The organism is Mesorhizobium sp. 113-3-9 (assembly GCF_016756515.1).
Lineage (GTDB): Bacteria > Pseudomonadota > Alphaproteobacteria > Rhizobiales > Rhizobiaceae > Mesorhizobium.
Genome location: NZ_AP023246.1, coordinates 6,912,334 through 6,932,800 on the forward strand (window position 1 = coordinate 6,912,334; position 20,467 = coordinate 6,932,800).

The window sequence follows — 20,467 nt, forward strand, 5'->3', positions numbered from 1 at the left end:
GCCTGACCGGAGGCAGCCAGCCTGGCAACCGCATGGATCGTCCGAACGCGAGCTTTGCTTGGCATTTTCCAGATGGAAGGTCCCCTTGCCCTTTGAGACCTGCTTTCCAAGGCGTATTCGCGAGTTTTATCCATGCCTTTATGGTCTTGGGAGCGTGGCGGGCAGGCTACACAGTGGGTGGCGGAGAGGTCGGGAATCAGTTGGAATGGAGGAATTCGTCTCGCCAAAGAGGGGATCCTTTGCAATGCACTGCCTGCCCGACACTCCCGCTTCAACGTTACGCGCCACATACCGCCGAGTAACAGCCGGACCGGCGACGCCGGCTGTGCTGGTTGTTGGCCTGATCAGCGGCGGCACGGTGAATCTGAGCCACGTCGCCAGCCATTTCCACGGACCGGCGAGCGTAGCCTCCAACGATCGCCGGCGGCGACGTTTCTTCCAGTTTACCAGTTCGACGAGGACTGGCTGGCGTGTACGCTGGTGGCGCGGCTCAACCTACGCCCGCCCTTGCGGCTGTGCCTTGACTGCACCAATTGGAAGCAAGGACATAAGGTTCGCATCAAGGAGCGAGGCAATATGCATCGTCGTAACCTGATTAGAGCATTCATCGCGCTGGGCGTGTGCCCGATCTGCGCCCAGACCGCGCGTGCGGCCAGCGCCCATTGGGGATATGGCGGCTCGGTCGGGCCGGAGCATTGGGCCGATCTGGACACGAGAAATTTCGCCTGTTCGGCGGGCAGGCAGCAGTCACCCATCGACATCGCCGGCACGGTAAAGGCGGATATACCGCGCATCGACATCAGTTGGCTCAAGGGCGGCGGCAGGATGGTGAACAACGGCCACACCATTCAAATCAACATGCCGGAAGGCAGCACCTTGACCCGCGGGGATCGCGTCTACCAACTGGCACAGTTGCATTTCCACGCGCCGAGCGAGCATCACGTGGCGGGCATGAGCTTCCCGATGGAAGCGCATTTTGTCCATAAAGACACAAAGAGCGATACTCTGGGTGTGCTGAGCGCCCTTCTTATGCCTGGCGCGACAAATAACAGCTTTGCCGGTCTCGCCAAGGTCTTTCCGGCCCGGCCCGGCGAGGAGATGGCAGTTGACGAGTTCGATCCCAACGGGCTTTTGCCGGCCTCGCTCGGCTATTGGACCTATGAGGGATCATTAACGACTCCGCCCTGCACCGAAAACGTGGAGTGGATGGTTGCAATGGAACCGGTCGAGGTCGACACCGCAGACATCAAGCGGTTTACGACGCTTTACGCATCTAACGCGCGGTCGATCCGTCCCTCCAATCGGCGCTTCATCCTAGGCCTCAGCTAAGGTCATCGCGCGCGTCAAGCAAAACCGCGGTAACAATCGGGGGGTTTCGAACAGTACGACGGCACCCTGGTGGCGCTGGCATCGACCATAATGCCCTAGTACTACTGTGTCATAAACTTCGTTAACGATTGATTGCGAGAATGGCGATTCAAGCTTCAAATGGAGGGAGCGATGAATCTCCGAGACGGAATCGAAACGAGTGAATCGCGTTTTGCGGCCTATGTCGAGACGCTCGCCTCGGCATTGGGTCATGCTGACCGGGTGGCGCCGCTGAAGGCCTATTGCACCGGGCTGCTTTTGCCAGGCGAGCGCAAGAGCGTCGAGCCGATGGCGGCACGGGTGGAGCCTGGGCGTGTTCAGGCGGCGCACCAGTCTCTGCATCACTTCGTGGCGAAAGCGGACTGGTCGGATGATGCCGTGCTTGGCGTCGTGCGGGCGCAGGTTCTGCCGGCACTTGAGGGTCAGGGGCCGATCCGCGCCTGGATCGTCGACGACACCGGCTTTCCCAAGAAAGGCAAGCATTCGGTGGGTGTGGCGCGGCAGTACTGCGGCCAGATCGGCAAGCAGGACAACTGCCAGGTCGCGGTCAGTCTGTCGGTTGCCACCGAACAGGCGAGCCTGCCGGTCGCCTATCAGCTCTATCTGCCGGAAGGCTGGGCCAACGACCCTGACCGGCGCGCCAAGGCAGGTGTGCCGGAGGATGTCATCTTCCGCACCAAGCCCGAAATCGCACTCGCGCAGATCCGGGCGGCGCTGGCGGCCGGCGTCTCGCCGGGCGTGGTGCTGGCCGATGCCGGTTATGGCAACGACAGCTCCTTGCGCACCGGGCTGACGGAGATGGGCTTGACCTATGTCGTCGGTGTCCAGTCCTCGATCCGTCTGTGGCCGCCGGACACGCAACCGCTGCCGCCCAAGCCATGGAGCGGCCGCGGCCGCCCACCTTCGCTCGTCCGACGCCAGGCCGACCACGCGCCCGTTTCGGCCAAGGACCTGGCGCAAGCGCTGCCCGAGGGCGCCTGGTGCCGCGTCACCTGGCGCGAGGGCTCCAAGGCGCCGCTCGCCTCGCGCTTTGCCGCCGTCCGCGTCCGCCCAGCCCATCGCGACTACTGGCGCTCCGCGCCACGAGCTGAGGAATGGTTCCTGATCGAGTGGCCGCAGGGCGAGGTCGAGCCGACCAAGTATTGGCTCTCGACCTTGCCGGAAGATACCGAACTCGCCGGCCTCGTCGACCAGGCCAAGCTGAGATGGCGGATCGAACGGGATTATCAGGAACTCAAGCAGGAGATCGGCCTTGGCCATTATGAGGGCCGAGGTTGGCGCGGCTTCCATCACCACGCCACGCTCGCGATCGCCGCTTACGGATTCCTAGTCTCCGAACGGAGTCTGATTCCCCCCTCAGCCCCACGCTCAGCGCCGCTCCTCAAGGCACCTGCGCTACCCGAAGATTATCGACCCCGCGGCGCCGCCGCTCCGTCCCGAACGCCACGTCAGCAATTCAATCGCCACCGTCAGGGTTAGACTCGCCCACGCCTTGGCGCGGCGTCTGCCACGATGTCCATGCTGCCAACATAGTTTTATGACACAGTAGTACTAGAGCGGGATGAATTTGGATTGAATCGAAGGGGATTCCCAAGGGTCTGCAAATCAGATTCAAGATGCTGGCTGGGAGAAGGAGGCCGGCATGGATGGGCAAGCCATATTCAAACGATCTTCGGGACCGGGTTGTCGCTTCGGTTGAGCAGGAGGGGCTTTCGCGCCGGCAAGCAGCGGCGCGTTATGATGTCGGCATCAGCTCGGTAATCAGATGGGTGGGGCGCTTTCGAGAAACAGGCAGCGTCAGCCCCGGCCAGATCGGTGGACACAAGCCCAAGAAGATCCGCGGCGCCCACCGCGACTGGTTGGTTGAGCGCTGCCGCAATGAGGCCTTCACCTTGCGTGGGCTGGTCGCGGAACTGGCCGAACGCGGCCTGAAGGTGGACTATCGCTCGGTCTGGGCCTTCGTTCGCGAGGAGAAGCTTAGTTATAAAAAAAGACGCTGGTCGCGGCCGAACAGAGGCGTCCCGACATCGCGCGCCGGCGTCAGCAATGGTTGAAGTATCGCGCAGCGATCGATCCTTCACGCTTGGTGTTCATCGGCGCCGTTGCGCGGCTGGGCGCCGGTCGGGGAGCGGCTCTATGCCGAGGTCCCGCACGGCCACTGGCAGACCATGACTCCTGGCGGCACTGCGCCATGATCGCCTGGACGCGCCATGGCTGATCGACGGACCGATCAACGGCGAGCGGTTCCGGCTCTATGTCGAGCAGGTTCTGGTTCCGACCCTTAAACCCGGTGACATCGTGATCATGGACAATCTCGGCTCGCACAAGGGCAAGGCAATGCGCCGCGCCATTCGCGGCGTCGGTGCCAGACTCCTGCTCCTGCCGAAATATTCGCCCGATCTGAACCCGATCGAGCAAGCTTTGCCAAGCTCAAGCACTGGCTCAGAAAGGCGGCGCGCCGAACCGTCGATACTGTCTGCAGCGCGATCGGCGAAATCCTCGATGGCCTCACCGCAACCGAATGCAACAACTACTTCGAAAACGCCGGATTTGTTCAACCTAAAATCATCCCGCTCTAGGGTTCACAACAGCATGACCGGATCATGGGGAACTTGTGGGCCGCTTGCTTGCGGAGAACTGGGTGGCGTCACCGACACCCGTACGCTCCGGCCTGGATCTGCTTGATCAGGGATTGATAAATCCGACGCGTCGCTCCCGTGCTGCGAGAACCCTCCTCATACTGGACCAATTAAAATCTCCAAAAGTGGCAGTTTAGTTTGGACCAGTGAACTGCAATATTGGCTTGCAGTCAGGGAAGCGATCGTGACTGGTCGCGCCGGTCATGGATTGCTTGCGCTCGAACTGATGGAGTTGCCTGGATGTTTGAGGGTCCCATCATCGACGCTCGAATTAAGAGTATTGCATCGGGATTTAGAGCCGTGAGCGTCTACGTCGATGCCACTTCAGCTGAAGAAGGACGTTTCGATCCCCGATTGCTTGGTGAAGCCTGCGATTGCGCGTTGGCGGATGGCCCGGCTTGGGCAGAAGCTCATCTGGCGAGTTGGTCCGACGCCTACGCCGTCTTTGGCGCGAAGCCTAACCGTACGCCGTGCTCAGCCCAGGCCCTCAGAAAGCGGGTTCTGAAAGACGGCACTCTTTCGACGATCAACCCGATCGTCGATCTCTACAACGCCATCAGCCTGAAATACGCAGTCCCGGTGGGTGGAGAGAATTTTGACGCCTATGTCGGAAGACCCCACCTGACGATCGCTGACGGGAGTGAGACGTTCGACACCATGGTGAATGGAGAGGCGGTCAACGATCCTCCCTTGCCCGGTGAGGTCATCTGGCGCGACGACATTGGCGTCACCTGCCGACGCTGGAACTGGCGACAGGGCACTCGAACCCGCCTGAAGACCCTAACAGGCCGGATGTGGTTCGTACTGGAGGCGTTGGAGACCATGCCGGACGATGCATTGGCAGAGGCGACGGATGCCATGGTCGGAGGGCTGAATGCCTTGATGCCTGGCTGCAAAATCGCGAGCCAAGAAATTGCCATCGCCGGATGAGGTTTCCGGTCGAGCGAGTGGATCCATGGCCGCCCGGGGCATCCGGCGCGATCGATCCGATCGAGATTATCAAGGGCTGAGAGAATGAATGTCGATCTCCATCAGTTGCTCATCGTCTTTGCTGCATATGTCATTGCCGCGGGGAGCCCCGGCCCGAGCAACATGCGCATTATGGGGGTTGCGATGGCGCGCGGCAGAGGTGCTGCGCTCATGCTCGCCTCCGGCGTCGTCAGCGGCTCGATCTTTTGGGGTTTTATGGCCTCCACCGGCATCTCCGCCCTGTTGGCCAGGTACGCCCAGGCACTGCTCGTTCTGCAGGTTTTCGGGGGGCTTTACCTGCTATTCCTCGCCTTCAGGGCGGGACGGTCGGCGCTTACGTCGAACGAGAAGCTGGCGGTGCGCGCATCGACCGACCAAGTCGCTCTTTCGCGGGGTGAGCTCTATAGGAAGGGCCTCTTGATGCATTTGGCGAACCCAAAATCCGTGCTGGCATGGATCGCGCTCGTCACGCTGGGGATCGGTCCGAATTCATCGTGGCAAAGCATCGCAGCGATATTGGGTGGCTGCGCCATCCTAAGTGTCACGATATTCTGCGGCTACGCCATTGTCTTCTCCACACCGCCTATGGTGGCTCTATATCGCCGCTGCCGCCGCTGGATCGAAAGTCTGTTGGCGATGTTCTTCGCGTTCGCCGGGCTGCGTATGCTGCTTTCCCGTATGTAGTTTCGAAAGGAATGGATGATGACTTTGTTTCGCGGCCTGTCGGCGTTCCCCCTTACGCCAACCGATGCGGAAGGGCATGTCGACACCGAGGGTCTGGCTCGTTTTCTCGAGCGTATTCAACGCGCCGGAGCGGACTCCATCGGCCTTCTGGGGAGCACGGGCGGTTATGCTTACCTCACCAGGGAAGAACGCAAGCGTGCCGTTCAGGCTGCCGTGGAATGCATCGGCGGCAAAACGCCTCTTGTCGTGGGTGTGGGTGCATTGCGTACCGATGAAGCTCAGGCTCTGGCGCGCGATGCCAAATCCGCTGGAGCTGACGGCCTGCTCCTGGCACCGATGTCCTACGTTCCCCTGAACGAGGACGAAGTCTTCCAGCACTTCGTCGCGGTGGCCGAGGCGGGGGAATTGCCTTTGTGCATATATAACAATCCAAGCACCACGCGCTTCACATTCAGCGACGCATTGATCGCCCGGCTGTCAGAGGTGTCCAACATCGTCGCGGTGAAAATGCCTCTGGCGGCGAATGACGATTATGCGGGGGAACTGGCACGTTTGCGGTCGATGACGCCTGACACGTTCACAATCGGATACAGCGGCGATTGGGGCGCGGCGGATGCCCTGCTTGCCGGATGTGACACCTGGTACAGCGTTGCGGCAGGTCTGCTGCCGGTCCCGGCGCTTGCGCTGACGCGTGCAGCGCAGTCCGGCGACGCGGTGGAGTCCACTCGGTTGAACCGCGCTTTCGGGCCGCTCTGGACCTTGTTCAAACACTACGGCAGCTTCCGCGTTATGTTCGTCATCGCCGACTACCTCGGTCTGGCGCACGTCCAGCCACCGCGCCCTATTTTGCCGTTGCCGGAGGACGCCGGAGATGACATTAGGCAGGCATTGGAGAAGCTCGAATAGCCGAGCACAGGGCATGCCCAGTGCAACTGCGTGCGGGCGAAGATGTCGAGCGGGAACTGCCGGTCCTCTCGACCTTTCTCGGCCACGCCAATGTTCGCGACACCTACTGGTATCTATCCGCCGCGCCGGAGCTAATGACCCATGCCGCGCGACTGCTGGATGAGCGGTGGGAGGTTCGCTCATGAGTGCCTCGAACGATCTGGCCGTGCTGATCGAGCGGTGGTTCACCGATCGGCTCATGCGACATCGAGGCGTAAGCTCCAACACCATCGCCTCCTATCGCGACACCTTCCGGCTCCTGTTTGCATTCGCGCAGACACGCCTTGGCAGGTCTCCGTCGCAGTTGACACTGCGGGATTTGGACGCGCCTTTCATCGGTGCATTCCTGGAGGACCTTGAGACACTGCGATCCGCCTCAGTGAGGACCCGGAACCTCCGCCTCACGGCCATTCGGTCTTTCTTCAGATATGCGTCGTTCGAGGAGCCGGCCCATAGCGCCCAGATTCAACGCGTGCTCGCGATCCCGAGCAAGCGATGCGACAAGCGACAGCTTCAGTTTCTCACCAGGCCCGAGATTGAAGCGATCCTGGCCTGTCCGGATCGCAGCACATGGCTGGGACGGCGTGATCACACTCTGCTGTTGCTGGCCGCGCAAACGGGGTTGCGGGTCTCGGAGATCATCGATCTCGACCGGGACTCGGTGATGCTGGGGCACGGTGCCCACGTGCGATGCGTTGGCAAGGGCCGCAAGGAGCGAAGTACGCCGCTCACCAAGGTTGCACAGCAAGCCCTTCGGGGCTGGCTCAACGAGCCCAGGAAGCGGGGCGCAACGGCTCTCTTTCCGAACACGCACGGCGGCAAGCTGAGCGCCGACGGCGTGCAGGCGCTGCTGAACAAATACCCAAATAGAAGGGCGTCTCAAACCAAAAGGCACGGACATCAAACGCCATCAGAGCCTCGCCGCTACCCCCGTGGCGGAAGGTTGCGTACAGACTTGCCGCACAGAACCCCAAGGCGAGTGAGCACGCGATGCTAATGGCTATGTTGGGGGACGTCGTTTTTGTAGAAGACATTGTTCCATGGCCGAATTAGCCGTGCTGATGCTGCGCTTGCTTCAGACACCGAACCGAGGTCGCGATGCCGACGCTCGACAGATCGATGCCGCAGCGGGTGGTGCGATGCTTGCATCGCGCCACCCGGCAGACGTGGATTTTGAAAGTTTCACTAAGCAGCTACGTCGACGGCCAGGGAATTGGAAACAGCAAGGCCGTGAACGGAATTCGGGAGAGGAAGCGTTACTGCCATGGCCGAGACCTCAACGGCCGGTGCGATCTCTGCTTCTCCTAGCCTCCATTAGATCCTCTCGGGCGTGATTGTAGGAGTGGCTTGTGTCCCGGCCGACTTGACCACCCCGCTGCAGCTGTTCGTGGGAGGTTTGCGGGCCAACTGTATCACGGACTGCAGCCCCAATACCTGCTATGTGGGCGTCCAGATCCGCACTGCGTTCCTCTGCTGCATGCCGCGGAGGAGGCATCTGCGGCAAGATGTCTTGCATGCCGGGAATTGAGTGAGCTTGGCCCTGTTGATTTGGATCTAACTGGTGATACATCGCGTACATAGCATTGGATGCTGTCGACCTGACGTGGCCATCCGGATCGGTAGCCAATTCAGCGGCCTGATCAAAAATGCGAGCTTTATTTTCAGCGTTAAACTTGCTGAAGTTTTGCGCAGCGTAAAGCGCTCCGATAGCTTGCGAAGGTGGATCCATGTTGCCAATGCGATTAACAATACTATCTTGTGTCTCTGGCCGAAGGTAATGAGACACATTACTGACTGCTCTGAATTGCTCCAATGCTACTTCATCCGAGGTGTGTCCCAACCCGGCAGTCAATTTATCTCCCAGATCGACGGCTGATCGTCCAAGCTGATTGGTCCGCGTTTCAAACTTCGCGAGGTCAGTTTCTGGCTCGGTTCGAGTGCCCCGAACGGCTATGCGCTCTCGCCTCCCGAGTTCTTTGAAGGTCCCAAGATTTCGCGCTGTATCGCGCGGGTTTAGCGCTTACCAGCCGTTCTGCAACATCGGTCAATGGTCCGTATGGAAGGTCACGGAGGGTACTGCGATTCCCCACGTCTTGGGATGAACTTGCAGCTGCGCGTGCCCGTTTGTTATCGCGATCCATTGCTCGGCCTCCAAAGTCGTTAAGTTACCCAATCAGGGTACCACCGACGCTTGACCTGCTAAACCGATATGAGGTTACAGTTGTAGTCTGGCAGAAGCTTCTCCCAACTCTGGGATACGCCGAGAGCCGTAACCGGGGCAGATTTCCGGGCGGAAGGGGTTTGCGGCGAGAGCGTTCGTGATTCACCGTTTGCGTGACGCATCAGGATCGTCTCGTAAAAGAGAGTCCGTCGCGATACGCCCCGCGAATGACGATGGTACCTTCGGCTTGACTTATCCTTCGCGCTCTGCGGGTCCGACGAGAAAATCAGCCTACCCTTGCTGAGACTACCTGCGGAGGACTTGCCGCTACGGCGGTCCTGCTCGATCTCGTACTTGATCTTCTGCCCATCAACGAGGTTTGAAAGTCCAGCCCGTTCTACAGCTGGAGTATGGGCGAAAACGTCCTGACCGCCGTCATCGGGCTGGATTAAGCCAAAACCTTTGGTGCTGTTGAACCACTTCACTGTTCCGGTCGCCATATCTGTGTATTCCTCTGTGGCCAGTGCGAACCAGACGGGCCGTGAAGCCGATCCTGTTCATATTTCGTAGAGTTAAACCCAGCAAAAACCAGAATTACCCACCTCGGGGTTGCGGCGCGAAAAGCCATTGCTCTGTTTGGGAACGCACCGAACAGGTGCCGGTGAGCTTGAGCGCAACGCGCTGCAAGACGCTCGAGTGCCGAGGAATCTCTCCGACAAGGATACGTCTGAGCCGCCCAGTATGCCGGCTCGGCAACCACTCGAATGGATCGAAGCCGATCTGCAAAACGGATGGTGAGAGCGGTGGCTCGTTTCCAACCCATCCTGTCTCACCAGCGCGGACGCCTGGACGGATGTCAACGCCGGAAAAAGAACCGCATCGATTGGTCCCGCTTGCGGCCAGCTCCAGTCGGCCGCTCGATCGCAAGCGTGGTTCGAGGAGGAAGCTCTCCCAGGTGCAATGCGAGGAGACGCTGGTCCAACTCCTTGTCGGCTGCCGTAAGGCGGTGGTTCAGGCGAAGGTAGTCCATCCAGGTCGGGGTGCGGAAGGTTTCTGTCCAACGCGAAGGCTGCTGGAGGTCGCGCTGGAGATTCCAGTGTCGCGCACCAACGCCGCTTTGTACTCGCCGCCGTTCCCGCATCTGCTCCAGGAACGCTTCGACATTTGCTTCGGGTATTGAATATTCGATCTTGGCGACGATCGGCCCGCTTCGGGGCTTCAAATCCAGGGCAACCTGAGGCGTTTCGAAGCCAAGAGGAGCCTGATCGGAATCTTTCCATTGACGGATGGGCAGCAGGAAGCCGGTGCCAGCGACCAGCAGCAGCGCGCCACCTGAAAGCTCCAGAGCCGAGCTCAGCGAATAGCTCTCGGCCACCGTACCCCACAGCCAGCTGCCAGCCGCGATGCCGCCGGATGAAAGGGCGTAATAGATCGAGAGCGTGCGACCAACGACCCACCTTGGACTCGCCAACTGGACGCTTACGTCCAGCCCGGTCCAGGTCACGACCCAGCCCGCGCCGCCGAGCGCCAGCGCGATAGCCGCCACCGCCACCGAGGGGGTGAAAGCAAGCGATAGACAACAAGCCGCACAGGCGATGCACGACAGTGTCGTCAAACGTTCCTGGGACAGCCTCCGTCTCAGAATGTTGTTGCAGATGCCGGCGAACAAGGCGCCGGTCCCGAAGCCGGCCATCAGGATGCCGTAAACGACTGGCCCTCCCCCCAGCTGATCGCGGGCGACGAGAGGCAAGAGCGCTAGTATAGAGATGCTCGTCAGCCCAAAGAGGGCACCGCGGGCAATTGCTGCCTTGATTTCGGATGACAGGGCAGTGAAGCGCGCTCCGTCATGGATCGCCGTGGTCAATGGTTCACTCGGCAGCGGTGACGGGCGAACTTGCCATTTGCAGCGCCCTATGGTCCACAGCAGCATCAGATATGTAAGCGTCGCCACTGCGAAAGCCGTCAAAGGGCCAAAGGAAGCAACGACGACTCCACCGAGAGCGGGACCGATGCTTCGGACGGCGTTATATCCGACCGAAATAAGCGTGACGGCGGCCGGAACATCGCGCTTTCGCAGGATATCGCCAACCGACGCGTGCCAGGCGGGGTCGGTGAAAGCGGCGCCTACTCCGGCCAAACAGCTGAATGCAAGAACCATCCATGGATTGAAAATTCCGAGACCTGCAAGAACAGTCAGCATCGTCGAGGACGATGCTATCACGCACCAGCCAGCGAACATGAGATTGCGGCGGCTGTAATTGTCCGCTAGGGCGCCGGCGATAATTGACAGGAGGAATGTGGGCAAGGTTGTCGAAGCCTGCACCAAGGCGACCATCACATCCGATGTCGAAATGGTCGCCATCAGCCAACTGATGGCAACCATTTGAATCAGCCACCCTAGACTGGATACCTGTGTGGCAATCCAGATCGGACGGAAAGTTGAATTCTCGAGCGGCGCGAACGTTGCCGATGACACCGGATTAACTTCTTCACGCGCCACCCCGCTCATTGGGCCGAGCCTCCCTTCGCTGCCAGTTGTATGAGATTTCTCCCCGCCCACGTGCCCATGGAGGAATGGCAGGATCAGGGCATTTTATCTGCGCAACGCAAGTTATTTTTGCCTGGCCGATGCTGTGGCAGAACCGAATGCTTCCGGTGGAGCTATCGTTCCGCTATGCGGGACGAGACCGGTTCGATCCTGTCGCTCTCGATCCCCGACCACGTTACAAGAATCGTCAGTTTGACGTTCCTTAGCGTCTCCAACCAAGCCACGTCCTGGGCATCGACTTCCCTTCTGGTGATCACGAGCTCCCGCGCATTGAACCGCCTCGCCAAGGTGGATCAGTAGTCATCTTTGGCGTAGGTATTCAGCAGCCTGCTAGGCGCCCGCCGCCACGTGCGGGCGACGCCGGCATCAACCGGCGGGCAGATGCGCCGAGGGCAACAACCGCGCCTGACGCAACGCCGCCAGATCAGCCGAGCCGGTGCAGAAGCAGGCAACGGCCAACTGGCGGATGACGATCTCGAAATGCGCGACAACCGCCTCGGTGGACACCGTCGCCGCGCGCAGCACGCCGGCCGCCTGCCCGGCGATGTCCGCGCCCAGGCGGATGGCCTTGGCCACGTCGACGCCGTCGCGGATCCCGCCCGACGCGATCAGCTTCACAGTTGGCAGCGCCCGACGTACCGCCTGCACGCTGGCCGGGGTCGGAATCCCCCAGTCGGCGAACGCCATCGCCACTGCACGGTCGGCGGCATCGCGGGCGCGCTCGCCCTCCACCGCGGCCCAACTGGTGCCGCCGGCGCCGGCGACATCGATGACCGCCACGCCCGCCTTGACGAGCGCGCAGGCCACCGAGGCGGACAGGCCCGACCCCACTTCCTTGGCCACAATCGGCACGTCCACGCTGCGCGCGGCGCGAGCGATCTGCGCCAGGACGCCGCGCCAGTCGCGGTCGCCCTCCGGCTGTACCGCTTCCTGCAGCGCATTGAGATGGACGATGAGTCCATCGGCCTCCAGCGCATCCACCGCCCGGCACGCCAGGTCCAGGCCGTCGGCCTCGCGCAGTTGCGCGGCGCCGATATTAGCCAGCAAGGGAATGTCTGGGGCCATGCGGCGCAGCGCGCGCGTCAGCCCCTGGGAGTTGCGGGATTGCAGGCTCACGCGCTGCGAACCGACGCACATGGCGATCCCCAAGGCTTGTGCTGCCTCGCTCAGATGCCGGTTGATGGCCTCGGCGCGTAGCACGCCGCCGGTCATGGAGCTGATCAGCAGCGGCGCGCGCATGGTCTTGCCCAGCAGCGAGGCGCGCAGGTCGATCTGCGTCAGGTCCAACTCGGGCAATGCGCAGTGTTCGAAACGGATGTACTCCCAGCCGGCGGCGACCGTGGCCGGCGCCGTTCGCCGATCCAGCACGATGTCCAGATGGTCGTCCTTGCGCCGGCTCGGGATGTTGTCGCTATCGCTCATGCTCGCTCCATCCGTCGCATCGGGGGACGGCGTTGCATCGGATCGGACCGACGGCAGCGCGCGCACGCAGCCGCATCCCGCCGTTCAGGCGGGCGCACGCTGGCCTCCCCCCGCAGCGTCGCTGGGGTAGCGGCTGGTCGAGGTCTGGTAGTACTGCGCGCGGATGGCCGCCATGGCCTCGATCAACGCTCCCCACGGCGCGGGAAAGCGTTCTTCCGCCATCACCCGGTGTAGCATGCGCGTATGGCCGGCCAACTCGTCGTTGAGGAACTCCACCACAGGCATAGCCGGATAGCGCTGCCGCAGCAGGATCGCCGCGTTGTCGGCCTCGCCCGCCGACCTGTCCTTGTCGCGTCCATGCAGATCGTTCTGCAGGCGCCCTATCGCGGAGATGAGCCGCAGGACCTGGCGAAACGCCGGACGCGCGCGCAAGGTCGCCATGTCCAGCCCCCACAGCAACGACAGGCAACAGAACACGTTCGTGTAGGCGATCGAATCGATGCCGTTGTGCAGGTACTCGGCGTAGGACCAGCGTTCCGCCCCTACCGCCTGCGCGTGTCCGGCGCGCAGCGCCGCGCAGTAGCACCGAGTGTCGTCGAGCAGCCGAGCATAGTCGCGACGATCGTAGGCGAGCGCGGCCAGCGAAGCGCGCAGAGCAGCGCAGCCCTCGAATCCGGGGAGCGCGCACGGCACGCCCTGCCCCAGCGCCTGCTCCACCGCGGCGAGCTCCTCCGGCGCGATCAGGCCAAGGTCGTTGCAATCGTCGAGCCAGAACAGCAGCGCCAGTTCGCGATAGAACGCCACGATCAGCGTTTCGGCCTGCGGATCGCGGCCAGTGCGGGCGCAGGTGTCGCGCAGGCTCGGGTGGATGCGCTGCAGGATGTACTGGCCGCCCCTGACCGCTTCCACGGCATGCTCGTCGGCGAACCCTGTCAGGGAACGCCCCCACTCCAGCACCTGCTGCAGCGCGCGTTCGGTCTGGATCATGGCGCCGCTCCTGCTCCCTCGGCCAGGACGCGCCGCCCCCAACGAAGCGCCAGCCACAACCCGGCGAGTTCGGCCACCCGCACGACCCGGGTGGGGCAATACAGTTCCTTGCCGATCCACAGCGCCGTCTGCGGCAATGCATGCGCCACATGGCGAGCGAGCATCCACTCCAGCGCACGCGCCACCGCCTGCGCGATGCGCCGGCGCCCTGTCGGCTCTTCGCTCCCGTCCATGACGTGCAACGCGAACAGCGCATAGGCGGTTTCCTCAAATGAGGACGCGCGACCGGCGCCCCAGCCGCCGTCATCGCGCTGCGCCTGCAGCAGCGCCGCCAGCGCGCGCTCGTCGCGCCACTGGGGCTTGCCTTGCGCCAGCGCAGCGACCGCATGCGCGGTGGGATACAGCCACGAAACGTGCCATTTTTCGTTGTCCCATAGACCGTGCGGGTTGCGATTGGCCTCGACGTAGTGGCTGGTGCCGGCGGCGGGCTTTCCCAACAGTCGCAACGCATGCAGGGCATGGATGTTGGTCGACACCGAGGCATTGCGCTCGCCGGGGAAGGTGACGAATAGCTCGCCGATTTCGAAATCGCGCAGCGCATCGACCGGCGGGTCGCGACCTGCAAGGCGCAGGACGCACAACGCAACGGAGGTGTCGTCGGCATCGGCTGCGAAGTGCAAGGCCGGGCCCAGACCGCGCACGCCCATGCGGGCGTCGAGCTGCGCGACGATCACGCGCACGGCATCGGCGAACGCGGGATGCGCGAACAGCCCGGCCAGATGCAGGGTGTACAGCGACCAGCATGGCTCGAACACATTGATCGGCCAGACGTTGGGAACGACACCTTCGATGCCGCTGCGCGTCGCCCGCGATGCCGCCTGCAGATACGCGTCGGTGCGCCCGACCTGCGGCGTGCTCCCATGTGTTACGGCGTGCGCACGCCACGCGGCGGTGGCCGCCGGACTGATGCCAATGCTGCCGTCGTCGTCGGGGCATGCGGTGGTCGGCGACGTTCCCCAGGCTTCCCAGGAGTGCAGCAACGGATGGCCGCTCGGCAACGTCGCCACCGCCCCCAACTTGACAAGGCACGCCTGCCGCAACGGCAACAGCGCCGGGTGGCGCGGAAACCCCACGCCGCCCAGCAAGGATGCGGCCTCGCCGCACAACTGCGGCAGGATCAGCTCCGCGCCGATCGGCGCGTCCTCCGGCACCGAATGCGCGTAGGGATCGGGCTGGCGCTCGAGGAACCGGGTTGCAGCCTGGACTGCGTCGGCCGCGCCGGGAAGAGGATCGGCACGCTGCAATGTCAGCAACGTCGCCCAGGTGGGCGCATGGCGGAACAGCGGGAAGTCCGCGCTTCCCCATCCGCCATCGGCCTGTTGTTGCGCGATGAGCCACGCGTATGCGTCCTGCCGATCGGTGACGTTGCCGTGGAACTGCAGAGCTCGCGCCGTGTCGTAGACGGACGGACCGACGCTGCCGCCGTCGCTCATCTCGATCAGCAGGTGGCGCAATTCGGAAAGGATCTGTTCGGACAGCGCGTTCACGCGGTATGTTCCTTCTGCAGACAGTTGACGGGAACCTGGATCGGGCAGACGCCGCGCACGTCGCCGCAGGCCCGTCGCGGCCCGGCGCACGGGCAGCGCCGGACGGCCGCCCTGCTCCGGCGCGGCGACGCGCCCCATGCTGGGGCCGGTCCGCCGCATAGGCTTGCGCGCAGCGCGCCGCGTGAGCCGCGGCTGTGCTGGGCAACCGCTGCGATCGCCGCCGCCGACTTGGACACAGTGCAGCATGCACCGCTCACGCCGGCCGATCGATCGCAGCGGCACAGGGGCGACTCCATGCGGACGGGCGCGCTCATGCGCATGGCGCGTGCTTGAACAGATACGCGTTGGCCCGTTGCAGCATCTGCGCCAACCGTTCCGCACGCGTTCCCAGCGGGGGGATGGCCTCCCCGGCGTCGCGCAACAGATCCAGCGCCAACTGGCGCGCTGCCTGCAGCCCCATGATCGACGCACAGGTCGGCTTCTGCGCCGCCGCGTCCTTGCCGGGGGTCTTGCCCAACGTCGCGGTATCCGCTGTCGCGTCGAGAATGTCGTCGACCACCTGCAACGCCAGGCCGAAACAGGCGGAGTAGCGATCGAGCGCACAGTACAGCGCAGCGTGGGCGGCATCCTCCGCGATGGCGCATAGCGCGCCCATGCGAACGGACGCGCGCACTAGTGCTCCGCTCTTCATCCGGTGCATCGCCACGATCCTGTCCAGCTCGACGTGCTTTCCTACCAGCGACAGATCCATGGCCTGCCCGCCTGCGGCACCCTCGGCGGACACCGCCTGCGCCAGTTCGCGCACGAGCGCGATACGGTTGTCGCTCGGCGCATCCAGGCTCGCCAGGGTCAGGAAGGCGTGCGCCTGCAGCGCATCGCCGACCAGGATCGCAGTGGCTTCGCCGAACTTGACGTGCACGGTCGGAAGGCCGCGGCGAAGCACGTCATCGTCCATTGCGGGCAGGTCGTCGTGGACCAGGGTACAGGCGTGCATCATCTCGATGGCGGCGCCGACATCGTCGAGCATGGGCGCCGGCGTGTCGGCCAGTGCGCCGGTAGCCAGACAGAGCAAGGCGCGGGTGCGCTTTCCGCCATGCAAGGTGGCGTAGCGCATCGCCGCCATCAGCTCGGTCTCACCGTCGTCTTCGGCGCAGAGAAGACGCGCCAGCGCCTGTTCGACCCGCCTTGCGCCGTCCTGCATCCAGATCTCCGACGGCAGCCTGCCGGATGCGCCGCGCGCCTGCGCGTCGTCGTGTAGCGTGGAATCGGTCTGCATGTCGTTCATGTCCTTGTATCTGGCACGGCCACGGCGAGCGTCCGAGCCGCCGCGGTGTTGGCGGGGTCGCACCGAGCGCGCGCGCCGAGTAGCTGCCTCGCCACACGGGGCATGCGATGCCAGCTCATGAGAATCCGATGCGGATTTTCATGGACGGATGTGCGGTCGGGAAATAGCGCCGACCTTTTTCGACGGCGCTCAGCAACCGCGGCCGCACCCCGGCCTTGTGCATGGTCAGTGCCAAGGCGATGCAGAACTGCACCATTTCCAGCCATACCAGGTGGTAACCGATGCAGACGTGTGGGCCGGTACCGAACTGCAGCATGTCCACCGGCCGGATCGGCTCCGTGCGTTGCAGCCACCGTGCCAGGCGGAACTGATCAGGCGCCTCGTGCAGCAGCGCAGAGGTCGAGAAATGCAGCAGCGGGATGCACAGAGGGGTGCCCGCAGGAATGCGCCGTTGGCCGAGTTGCAATTCCTGCAGCGCGCGACGCGGCAGGAGCGTGGTCGCCGGATGCACGCGCAGCGTCTCGCGGAACAGCGCCTCGGCGACCGGACACTGCGCCAGGTCCGCGTGCCGGGTCGGCACCGCGCCCACGCGTTGCGCCTCCTCGACCAGGGCGTCCCATAGCCCAGGCTGCCGCGCCAGCTCGATCACCATCCAGGCCATCGTCGAGGCGGTGGTGTCGTGACCGGCAAGCAGCAGCAGGCGGATATTGGCGACCAGGACGTCGTCGGAGAGCGCATCGTCGCCGCGATCGAAGGAGCTCACCATGTCATTGATCAACCCAGTGCGCGCGGCATGTGCGCGCGCGTCGCGGACGAACTGGCGCAACTGCGCGTCGATCCAGTCGCGGGCGGCGCGGCCGCGCCGCAAGGGCAGTCCAGGCAGGTCGACCGGGGGCGCGACGATCAACTGCAGCAGTTGCCGGTATTTGCGATGCCATCCCGGCAGGTCCTGCGCTGGGATTCCCATGAGGCTGAAGATGAGCTTGAGCATCAGGTCGCCGGTTTCGCGCAGGATGGTTACGTCGCCGCGGTCGCGCCACGCCTGCACCCGCGCCTGGATGACGGGCGCGAACAGGTTGCCGATGCCGGCTTGGGTCAGCCCCTTGGGCAGGAACGCCGCCTTGATCGCGTCGCGCGCCTGCCGGTGCGCGCCGCCGTCCTGGGCGACCAACGTTCCGCCAAGCAATTCGGGCGCGATCTCTTCGATCAGCGCCGAGGACACGTCCTTGTGCCGGAGCAGTGCAAACGCATCCGGATCCACGCAGGTCATCAGGTGTCCGGCAGGGCCGAAATCCAGCCAGAAGTGGCTGCCCAACGTCCGTTCCGCGCGCCGCAGCAGGCGCGGCAGGTCGCATACGATGGCGGGAAGATGTCCGACCAGGGGGAAAGCGCCGGGCACGACCGGGATGTCGTCCCGCAGCCGGTGCCGACGGTCCAGCGGGTTGAGCAGCATGTCCATCAGCAGCGCGGCCCCGCGGCCGCTTTGGCGGTGTCGCCGGCAGGCCGCGCGGCGCGGCTGTTGCCACCGTCGGCGTACGTCGGCACATGCGCCAGCATGCCGCCGTCGATGCACAGGACCTGGCCGGTGATGAACGCAGCATCGTCGGAGAGCAGGAACGCCACCAGCGCGGCCACGTCCTCGGGGCGGCCGACGCGCTGCAGGAGTTGGTGCCGGCTCAGATGCCGTTGCATGCACTCGTCCAGCTTGGCGAGGAGACGCTCGGTCATGATGAGACCCGGCGCAACCGCGTTGCAGCGGATCTGCGCATGACCGTACTGGGTGGCGAGCGAGGCCGACAGCATGTTCATCGCCGCCTTCGACGCGGCGTAGGACGTCTGCGCGGTGTCACCGCTGAGCCCCTGGCACGACGACATGTTGACGATCGCGCCACCGCCGCGGGCGATCATTCGTGGGATGGCCTGCCGGCAGCAGAGCAGCGTGCCGCGCAGATTGGTCGCCATGGTCTGATCCCAGACCGCCAGGTCCAGGTCGAGGATCGTGCGGTCGCGCGGTGTCAGATGCATGGCGCTCGCGTTGTTCACCAGCAGGTCGACCCCACCGAAGTGCCGCTCCGCCGTCTCGAACAGCGCTGCCACCGCCTGCGCATCGGCGATGTCCATGGCCAGGGCCAGCGCGTGGCCCGCTTCGGCCGCGATCTGCGCGGTGCAGGCGACGGCCGCCGAGCCATCAATGTCGGCCACCACCACTCTGCCGCCCTCGCGCGCGATGGCGAGGGCGCATGCCTTGCCGATGCCGGCGCCGGCGCCGGTCACCACGGCCACCTTGCCTTCAAACCGTCCTCCTGGGTTGCGTTGGTCTTTCGCGGCATGCCGCTCAGCCTGCGCCGGAGAAGGCGCAGGGTCGGCGCTGGCGCGCTCGCCAGCGTCGCTTTCGATGACCCGAATGGCGGCGACCGGACACTGGCTGGCCGCGAGCCGCGCGGCGGCGTGCAGCGCCTGCGGGACCGTCGCCACGCACACTTCCGCCACGCCGTCCGGTTCGCGCTGGCGAAAGGTGCCCGGCAGCGTCAGCACACACTGCCCGGTGGTTCCGCATAGATCCTGATCGATCACGACGCGCATCTCAGCCCCCCTGAGCATGCAGTCGCACCGGCAGCGCGCGGAACGTCCTGAGGAACGCGGATGGCTCCCGGGTCGGCTGCTCGGCCAATGCCAGCGTGGGGAAGCGCGCCTCGATCCGCGGCAGGCTCTCGGCCAACTGCACCCGGGCCAGTTGCGCACCGAGGCAGAAGTGGATGCCGTGGCCAAAGCTCAGCATGATCTTCCCGTCGGTCGACATGCCAGGAGTGGTGCCGTAGAACCGCGCGGGATCGAAGCGGTCGGGATCGGAGAAGGCGTCCGGGTCGCGATTGCCGGCCGCGATCAGCACGCGCACGTCCGCGTTCTTCGGGATCACCACGCCGCCCAGTTCGATGTCGCGCTGGGCGATACGCGGGATGGAGCTGAACATGGCAGGCGCGTCGCAGCGCAGGACTTCTTCGACGAATGCCTTCACCCCCACGGCGTCTCCCTGCAGCCAGTGCCGCTGTTCGGGATACGCCAGCATCGCTAGGACCGCATGGTCGATGGTCGCAGCAGTGGTGGCGAAGCCGCCCAGCAGCATGCCCCACAGCATGCTGATCAACTCCGCATCCGACAGCGTGTCGGCATCGTCGTCGTGTGCGCCGACCACCATCGACACGATGTCGTTGCGGGGATCGGTGCGCTTGCGCTGTATGAGGTCGCCGAAGTAGGCCTGCACCCTCGCGCTGGCCGCGTCCGCCTCGGCGAGCTGGGGATCGCTGGCGTGTGGGCTCAGGCCTTCCAGAATGGCGCCGATGCCGGCGGCGAGCCCGAACATGTCATCCTGGGGCATGCCGAACAGTTCGGCGAAGACCAGAATGGGCACAGCCAGCGCGAATTCCCAATGCAGGTCCACCGCCTCCCCGCGCTCCAGCGCGGGCGCCATGCCGTCCAGGCGCGCTGCGACGATGCGTGCGATGCTCGGCCGCAGGTTGTCGATCTGGCGTATGGTGAAATCGCGCGAGATCAGCCGGCGCAGACGCGTATGCGTCGGTGGTTCCTTCATCGCTAGCGTGGACGCGAGGAGATTGAGTGACAGGCTGGTCTCCGCACGCGGGAAATAGCGCGCCAGTTCGCCCGGCGCCGGTCCCCGAAACACATCGCCCGTGGCCTTGAGCGCCCAGTAGATGTCGGCGTGGCGGCTCAACAGAAAGAGGCCCGACGCCGCACGATGCACCGGATCGTGCTCGCGCAACCACCGCATGAACGTATACGGGTCTTGGATACACGCTGGCGACGCAAGTTCGGCGAAGGCGTCCCGGCATGCTGCCGTGGTTTCTTGCACGTCCATCTTGGTTACCTGTTGGCTGGCTGATCTGACCGGCGCGC

The 20,467-nt window shown here is 64.0% G+C and carries 14 protein-coding genes and 4 pseudogenes; 8 read left to right on the forward strand and 10 right to left on the reverse strand.

Translation table 11 applies throughout. From position 1 onward, the window contains the following. Positions 1-576: 576 nt before the first annotated feature. From MesoLj_RS33185 to MesoLj_RS33220, 8 genes and pseudogenes are all read left to right on the forward strand, one after another. Positions 577-1,329 (forward strand): carbonic anhydrase, encoded by a 753-nt coding sequence (locus MesoLj_RS33185; RefSeq protein WP_010914007.1) that lies wholly within the window; start codon positions 577-579, stop codon positions 1,327-1,329. A gap of 171 nt (positions 1,330-1,500) precedes the next feature. Then, positions 1,501-2,847, forward strand: a complete 1,347-nt coding sequence (locus MesoLj_RS33190; RefSeq protein WP_202323969.1) for an IS701 family transposase — start codon at positions 1,501-1,503, stop codon at positions 2,845-2,847. Between the two features lie 167 nt (positions 2,848-3,014). Beyond that, positions 3,015-3,947, forward strand: a pseudogene (locus MesoLj_RS33195) (IS630 family transposase). A gap of 300 nt (positions 3,948-4,247) precedes the next feature. Then, positions 4,248-4,937 carry a B3/B4 domain-containing protein gene (locus MesoLj_RS33200; protein WP_096453950.1) on the forward strand — a complete coding sequence of 230 codons (690 nt, stop codon included), beginning with the start codon at positions 4,248-4,250 and terminating at the stop codon, positions 4,935-4,937. 84 nt (positions 4,938-5,021) lie between these two features. Then, on the forward strand, positions 5,022-5,660 hold the full coding sequence (locus MesoLj_RS33205; RefSeq protein WP_010914002.1) for a LysE family translocator: 639 nt from the start codon (positions 5,022-5,024) through the stop codon (positions 5,658-5,660). Positions 5,661-5,678: 18 nt separating this feature from the next. Continuing rightward, positions 5,679-6,566: a dihydrodipicolinate synthase family protein gene (locus MesoLj_RS33210; RefSeq protein WP_069093303.1), complete on the forward strand. Its 888-nt coding sequence runs from the start codon at positions 5,679-5,681 to the stop codon at positions 6,564-6,566. 29 nt (positions 6,567-6,595) lie between these two features. Continuing rightward, positions 6,596-6,751, forward strand: a pseudogene (locus MesoLj_RS33215) (tyrosine-type recombinase/integrase); the annotation flags it as partial. Beyond that, positions 6,748-7,602 carry a tyrosine-type recombinase/integrase gene (locus MesoLj_RS33220; protein ID WP_244672974.1) on the forward strand — a complete coding sequence of 285 codons (855 nt, stop codon included), beginning with the start codon at positions 6,748-6,750 and terminating at the stop codon, positions 7,600-7,602. The pseudogene MesoLj_RS33215 and the gene MesoLj_RS33220, both read left to right, overlap by 4 nt. Before the next feature lie 1,460 nt (positions 7,603-9,062). Here MesoLj_RS33220 and MesoLj_RS33225 read toward each other — a convergent pair. From MesoLj_RS33225 to MesoLj_RS33265, 10 genes and pseudogenes are all read right to left on the reverse strand, one after another. Further along, positions 9,063-9,266 (reverse strand): annotated as a pseudogene (locus MesoLj_RS33225) (cold-shock protein); the annotation flags it as partial. 356 nt (positions 9,267-9,622) lie between these two features. Then, positions 9,623-11,275: an MFS transporter gene (locus MesoLj_RS33230; protein WP_096453949.1), complete on the reverse strand. Its 1,653-nt coding sequence runs from the start codon at positions 11,273-11,275 to the stop codon at positions 9,623-9,625. A 405-nt stretch (positions 11,276-11,680) separates the two neighbouring features. After that, on the reverse strand, positions 11,681-12,736 hold the full coding sequence (fni, locus tag MesoLj_RS33235) for a type 2 isopentenyl-diphosphate Delta-isomerase (protein WP_010913998.1): 1,056 nt from the start codon (positions 12,734-12,736) through the stop codon (positions 11,681-11,683). Positions 12,737-12,820: 84 nt separating this feature from the next. Then, positions 12,821-13,723 (reverse strand): terpene synthase family protein, encoded by a 903-nt coding sequence (locus tag MesoLj_RS33240; RefSeq protein ID WP_010913997.1) that lies wholly within the window; start codon positions 13,721-13,723, stop codon positions 12,821-12,823. Continuing rightward, entirely contained in the window at positions 13,720-15,270 is a 1,551-nt protein-coding gene (locus MesoLj_RS33245) for a hypothetical protein (RefSeq protein ID WP_202323970.1), read from the reverse strand. Before MesoLj_RS33245 ends, MesoLj_RS33240 begins: the two co-directional genes overlap by 4 nt. A 310-nt stretch (positions 15,271-15,580) precedes the next feature. Beyond that, positions 15,581-16,546, reverse strand: a complete 966-nt coding sequence (locus MesoLj_RS33250; protein ID WP_202327574.1) for a polyprenyl synthetase family protein — start codon at positions 16,544-16,546, stop codon at positions 15,581-15,583. Positions 16,547-16,670: 124 nt separating this feature from the next. Next, positions 16,671-18,014 carry a cytochrome P450 gene (locus MesoLj_RS33255; protein ID WP_006329090.1) on the reverse strand — a complete coding sequence of 448 codons (1,344 nt, stop codon included), beginning with the start codon at positions 18,012-18,014 and terminating at the stop codon, positions 16,671-16,673. Continuing rightward, positions 18,014-18,838 carry an SDR family oxidoreductase gene (locus MesoLj_RS33260; RefSeq protein WP_027033417.1) on the reverse strand — a complete coding sequence of 275 codons (825 nt, stop codon included), beginning with the start codon at positions 18,836-18,838 and terminating at the stop codon, positions 18,014-18,016. Before MesoLj_RS33260 ends, MesoLj_RS33255 begins: the two co-directional genes overlap by 1 nt. 18 nt (positions 18,839-18,856) lie before the next feature. After that, positions 18,857-19,138: pseudogene (locus tag MesoLj_RS36770) on the reverse strand (ferredoxin); the annotation flags it as partial. 1 nt (position 19,139) lies between these two features. Beyond that, positions 19,140-20,429, reverse strand: coding sequence for a cytochrome P450 (locus MesoLj_RS33265; protein ID WP_010913993.1), 1,290 nt, complete (start codon positions 20,427-20,429; stop codon positions 19,140-19,142). Between the last annotated feature and the right edge of the window lie 38 nt (positions 20,430-20,467).